Origin of the sequence: Nonomuraea sp. NPDC047529 (genome assembly GCF_040642995.1) — a bacterium.
GTDB lineage: Bacteria > Actinomycetota > Actinomycetes > Streptosporangiales > Streptosporangiaceae > Nonomuraea.
In genome coordinates, this window is sequence record NZ_JBEYTJ010000095.1 from 1 (window position 1) to 4659 (window position 4659).

At 72.6% G+C, this 4659-nt stretch carries 5 protein-coding genes; 4 read left to right on the forward strand and 1 reads right to left on the reverse strand.

The window, feature by feature from the left end; translation table 11 throughout:
- The 4 genes from ABZ815_RS52560 to ABZ815_RS52575 form a co-directional block, all read left to right on the forward strand.
- Positions 1–378, forward strand: a 378-nt coding sequence (locus ABZ815_RS52560; protein WP_357711068.1) for a zinc-binding dehydrogenase, incomplete at its 5' end; no start/stop codon positions are given.
- Positions 379–620: 242 nt separating this feature from the next.
- On the forward strand, positions 621–953 hold the full coding sequence (locus tag ABZ815_RS52565; RefSeq protein WP_357711071.1) for a winged helix-turn-helix domain-containing protein: 333 nt from the start codon (positions 621–623) through the stop codon (positions 951–953).
- Positions 950–1198, forward strand: coding sequence for a hypothetical protein (locus ABZ815_RS52570; protein ID WP_352326865.1), 249 nt, complete (start codon positions 950–952; stop codon positions 1196–1198). Before ABZ815_RS52565 ends, ABZ815_RS52570 begins: the two co-directional genes overlap by 4 nt.
- A gap of 122 nt (positions 1199–1320) precedes the next feature.
- Positions 1321–3315, forward strand: coding sequence for a serine hydrolase domain-containing protein (locus ABZ815_RS52575; RefSeq protein ID WP_357711073.1), 1995 nt, complete (start codon positions 1321–1323; stop codon positions 3313–3315).
- A 37-nt stretch (positions 3316–3352) separates the two neighbouring features.
- Here ABZ815_RS52575 and ABZ815_RS52580 read toward each other — a convergent pair.
- Positions 3353–4659: RtcB family protein (locus tag ABZ815_RS52580; RefSeq protein WP_357711076.1), on the reverse strand; the 1307-nt coding region annotated here is incomplete at its 5' end.

Genomic DNA, 4659 nt, shown 5'->3' on the forward strand with positions numbered 1-4659 from the left:
TGGGGAGCCCACGTGCTCGGGCCGCGGGGGCCCGACTCCGCCGCGACGGCCCCCCCCCCCCCCCCGGGCGGCGCCGACGGGCTCGCCCCCGCCGCCGCGCTGGAGGCCGTCGTGCTCCCTGCCGTCAAGGACGGCGGCACCGTCGTCACCGTCCGCGGCTACCAGGGCGACGGGACCGGCCGGGTCCGCGTCGCCCCGATCTTCGTCCGCGACTACGTCGAGGCCGCGGCCGAGCTCGACCGGCTCGCCGAACTCGCCGGTGAAGGACGGCTCACCTTCCGCGTGGCCGGCGAGCTGCCGGCCTCCCGAGCCGCCGACGCGCATCGCTCGCTCGAACGGCGCGGCGTACGCGGGCGGTTCGTCCTGCGGTTCGGCTGACCGATCCTCGCGAAGGGCGACCGAGACGAACCTGCTGCCTGTTCAGCAGTGACAGACGCCCGCAAGCGTTCGGCCGGCAGAGCAGGGCGGTGGCGATGGAGCAGGACAGTCCGACCGCGAGCACCGCGTCCCGGGCCGCCTTTGCCTCCGTCGCGGTAGTGGGGGTGGAGCGGTTTGACGCGTACACTTGCACCTGTAAGACTGAACTAACAGGTGCAAGACAGGCGCTCCCCAAGGACGACATGCCGACCAGCGAAGAGTTGCTCCGCCTGCTCGGCGCGGTCGGGCATCCACTCCGGTTGCAGATCCTCGCCGAGCTCGCCGGCGGCCGGGTCCACGTCAGCGAGCTGGCCCGCCGGATCAAGGTGTCCCGTGCGCTGCTCTACATGCATCTGGAGCGGCTGGAGAAGGCGGGGCTGATCGAAGGGCGGCTGGAGCTGTCGGCCGACGGCAAGGCGATGAAGTACATCGAGCTGCTGCCCTTCGAGCTCAGCCTGACGATCGACACCGTCCTCGCGGCTCTGCGCGCGGACGACGAGGAAGGACCCCATCAGGTGCAGGAGACCCCGCAGTGATCGACATCGGTTCCATCGTGATCCCCATCGTGGTCGTGCTGATTCTGTTCGGCGCGATCACGGCCTGCATGGCGTTCTACTTCCGGTTCGAACGGCACCGCACCGACGTGCTGACGGCCGAGATGGCCAGATATCGCGAACTGGCCGAGCAGGCCGTGCAGCGGCAGGGTGAGGTGCAGGCCAGGCTGGGCGAGCTGACGGAGAAGGTCGCGGCGATGGAGAGGATCCTGCTCAGCGTCGACTGACGAGCCTGTGACACAGGTCCGGGGGCGAGCGGCAACTCACCCCCGGACGGCGGAACCGCACGACCACGCCGTGACGGCGTGCCTTTGACGCGTACGTGCTCCCACAGAAAGGAGAGCAGCTCATGCTGCTCGAACGCAAATCGTCCCGCTGGCGTGCCCTCATGTGCTCGCTGGCGGTCGCCGCGCCGCTGCTCGCAGTGAGCGCCCCCGCCGCCGCGACGGCGGCCGATCCGGCACGGTCGGTACGGGAGTTCGCCGACGCCTACGTGCCCCGCCAGCTCAAGGAGCACCACATCCCGGGGGCGGCGATCGCCGTCGTGGCGGGCGGCCGTCAGGTCTTCGCCCAGGGGTACGGCGTCGCCGAGGTGGAGACCGGCCGTCCCGTGGACGCCGAGCGAACCGTCTTCGCCCCCGCGTCGGTGGCCAAGCTGATCACCGCCACCGCCGTCATGCAGCTCGTCGAACGGGGCCGCATCGACCTGAACGCCGACGTCAACCAGTACCTCACCACGTTCAAGATCGACGACGCCTATCCGGGCCGGCCGGTCACCATGGCGAACCTGCTGACCCACACCGCCGGGTTCGCCGGCGGTGACTTCGGCACCGGCGCGGCCACCGCCCGTGACGTGCACCCGCTCGGCGCCCACCTCGCCGACCACCAGCCGCCCCGGATCCGGCCGCCCGGCACCAGGGCCGTCTACTCCAACTACGGGATGGGCCTGGCCGGCTACCTGGTCGAGGTGCGCTCGGGCCTGCCCTTCCAGCAGTACGTGCAGGAGAACATCTTCCGCCCGCTCGGCATGACGCGCTCCAGCATGGCCCAGCCCGAGCCCGGGCCCGTCGCCCAGGCGCTGGCCCCCGGCTACCGTCTCCAGGACGGCCACCAGGTCCGGGCCGAAGGGGCCAAATACGGACACATGCCGCCGCACGGAGCCGGCTTCCGCTCCACCGCCACCGACATGGCCGCATTCATGCTGGCCCAGCTGACCGGCGGCGGGAGGATACTCAGCCCGGACAGCGTACGGCTCATGCAGAGCCGCCACTTCGGCAACGCCGAGGGCACCGCCGGCATGGGGTACGGCTTCCAGGAGTACACCAGGAACGGCCGGCGCCTGCTGGTGCACCGGGGCAACATTCCCGGCTACTTCGCGATCATGGCGCTGATCCCCGACCGGGGCATCGGCGTCTACGCCTCCTACAACGGCATCGGCAAGGGCGGCCCCGACTCCGCCTGGTCCCTGGTCAACGCCTTCGCCGACCGCTTCGCCCCGGCCCCCGCCCCGGCGGACGGCACGCCGGGCCCGCTGCCCGACATCGCCCAGTACACCGGCACCTACCGTACGGCCCTGGCCGCCGACATGACCGACCTGGGCAAGCTCAGCTCGCTCACCAGCACCGTGACGGTCAGCGCGGGCGGCGACGGCCTCCTGACCACCACCGGCGCGGTCGCGCTCGGCCCCACCGAGAGCCGCCAGTGGACGCAGATCGCCCCCGCCCTGTTCCGCGAGAAGAACGGCTACCGCACGATCCGGTTCCGCCCCGACGGCCTGCTGGCCACGGAGAACCCGGCGGGGCCGCTGGAGCGCCTGGCCTGGTACCAGTCGCCCACGGTGCATCTCGGCGTGCTCGGCGTGAGCCTGACCGTGCTGCTGCTGTCGGCTGTGGGCGGACCCCTCGCGCATGCCGTACGCCTCGCGCGGCGCCGCCGCAGGCCCGGCGGGTCCAGTGACGGATCCGCACCCGCAGGCGCTTTCGGGGCTGCCGCCGGAGCCGGGCGGGCGGCGCGCCGGCGGCCGGTTCGCGGGCCACGCCTGGCCGGGCTGCCCGCGTGGATCACGGCGGTGCTCGTCACGGCCTCCGCCGGGTCCCTCGTGGCGATGTTCGCGGACTTCGACGCCAACCAGGCCGAGTTCTTCCTGGGCGGCAGCCCGTTGTTCACGACCATCACCACGCTGCCCGTCCTGGCCGCGGCCGGGGCCGGCGTGACGCTGGTCACCGCCGGGCTGGCCTGGGTCAAGGGCTGGTGGACCCTGGCCGGGCGGGTTCACTGCACCGTCGTGGTCCTGGCCGCGCTCGCCTATCTGAGTGTGGCCGCCGCCTACAACCTGATCGGCTGAGAGCCTCCGGCACCCGGCCCTTGGTTCGGGAAGGCGGTCAGCCCTTGACGGTGAGGAGCGGGCGCAGCTCGGCCACCGGGTCCGCCACACCTCCCGCGTGCAGGCTCGACACCACGGGCCCGATGTCCTTGTACGCCCACGGAGCTTCCTGCTTGAGGTCGCGCCGCCAGGCCGCCATCACGTCCGCGCGGCGCGCCACGGTCGGATCGCGGTGGTCCAGCGGCGTGACCACGCGGAACTCCCGCAGGAACGCGTCGAGGTCGCGGTCGCCGGCCCGTGCGGTGGCGCCGCGCGGGACCCGCCGTCCGGCGCCGTGGCAGGCGCTGGCCAACGTGCGGGCGTTGCCGTGGCCCCGCAGCAGGTAGCTGGACGCTCCCATCGACCCGGGCACGATCACGGGCTCACCCCACATCGCGTACGGGCCGCCGCTCATCTGCTCGTGACCGCCCGCCGGCGTCGCGCCCTTGCGGTGGACGACGCGGTCCCCGTCCTGCCAGAACAGGTTGTGCGGCGCGTCGTAGAGCAGGCGCGCCGTCATCCGACCGCATTCGGCGGCGAGCCCCGCCCGCATGGTGAGGGCGAGGAAGAACCGATTGCCTGAGGCGAAGTTGGCGGCGTTGCCGAAGGCGTCCAGGTAGCGGCGCCGGGCGGCGGCCGTGCGCCCGTTCAGCAGGAACGGCAGGATCTGGTTGCGGGGTCGCGACAACCCCGGCGGCCAGGTCCGGCGCAGCCGGTCCAGCGCTGTGGCGTTGGCCTGGTGACCCAGCGCCAGTGAGCCGCTGTGCACCATCAGGACGACCGCGCCCGCCGTCAGACCCCACGCGTACGCGGCGGCGGGATCGTGGATCCGTGCCACGTACTGCAGTTCGGCGAAGTGGTTGCCGCCGCCGATGCTGCCGATGAGGCTGTCGTGGCTGGCGGCCTCGGTGCCGCCCGCGCTGGTGATCCAGTCGGTGAACGCCTCGGCGGTGCCGGTCGGGTGCGCCGGGGCGTGCATGCGGTCCAGGCAGTCCTCGGTGTCGGTGGGCTGGTGGCCTTGCCAGGGGGCGTCGCCGGTGAGCATGAGCCCCGGGAGCCCGTCGCGCAGGAGCGCCTCCCGCTGGGCGGGCGTGAGGGCGATGCGGCGGCCGCCCTCGAAGAACAAGTGCCGCAGCCGCCGTTCCAGGGCGTCCAGGCGCGGCCGTACCTGCTCCACGGTGAGTGAGGTCACCTCCAGCCGCATGCCGCAGTTGACGTCGTTGCCGACCGCCTGCGGGAGCAGCGCGCCCTCGGTCTCGATGACCGTGCCGATCGGGATGCCCGCCCCCTTGTGGAAGTCAGGGGTGAGGACGAGGCGGACCAGGC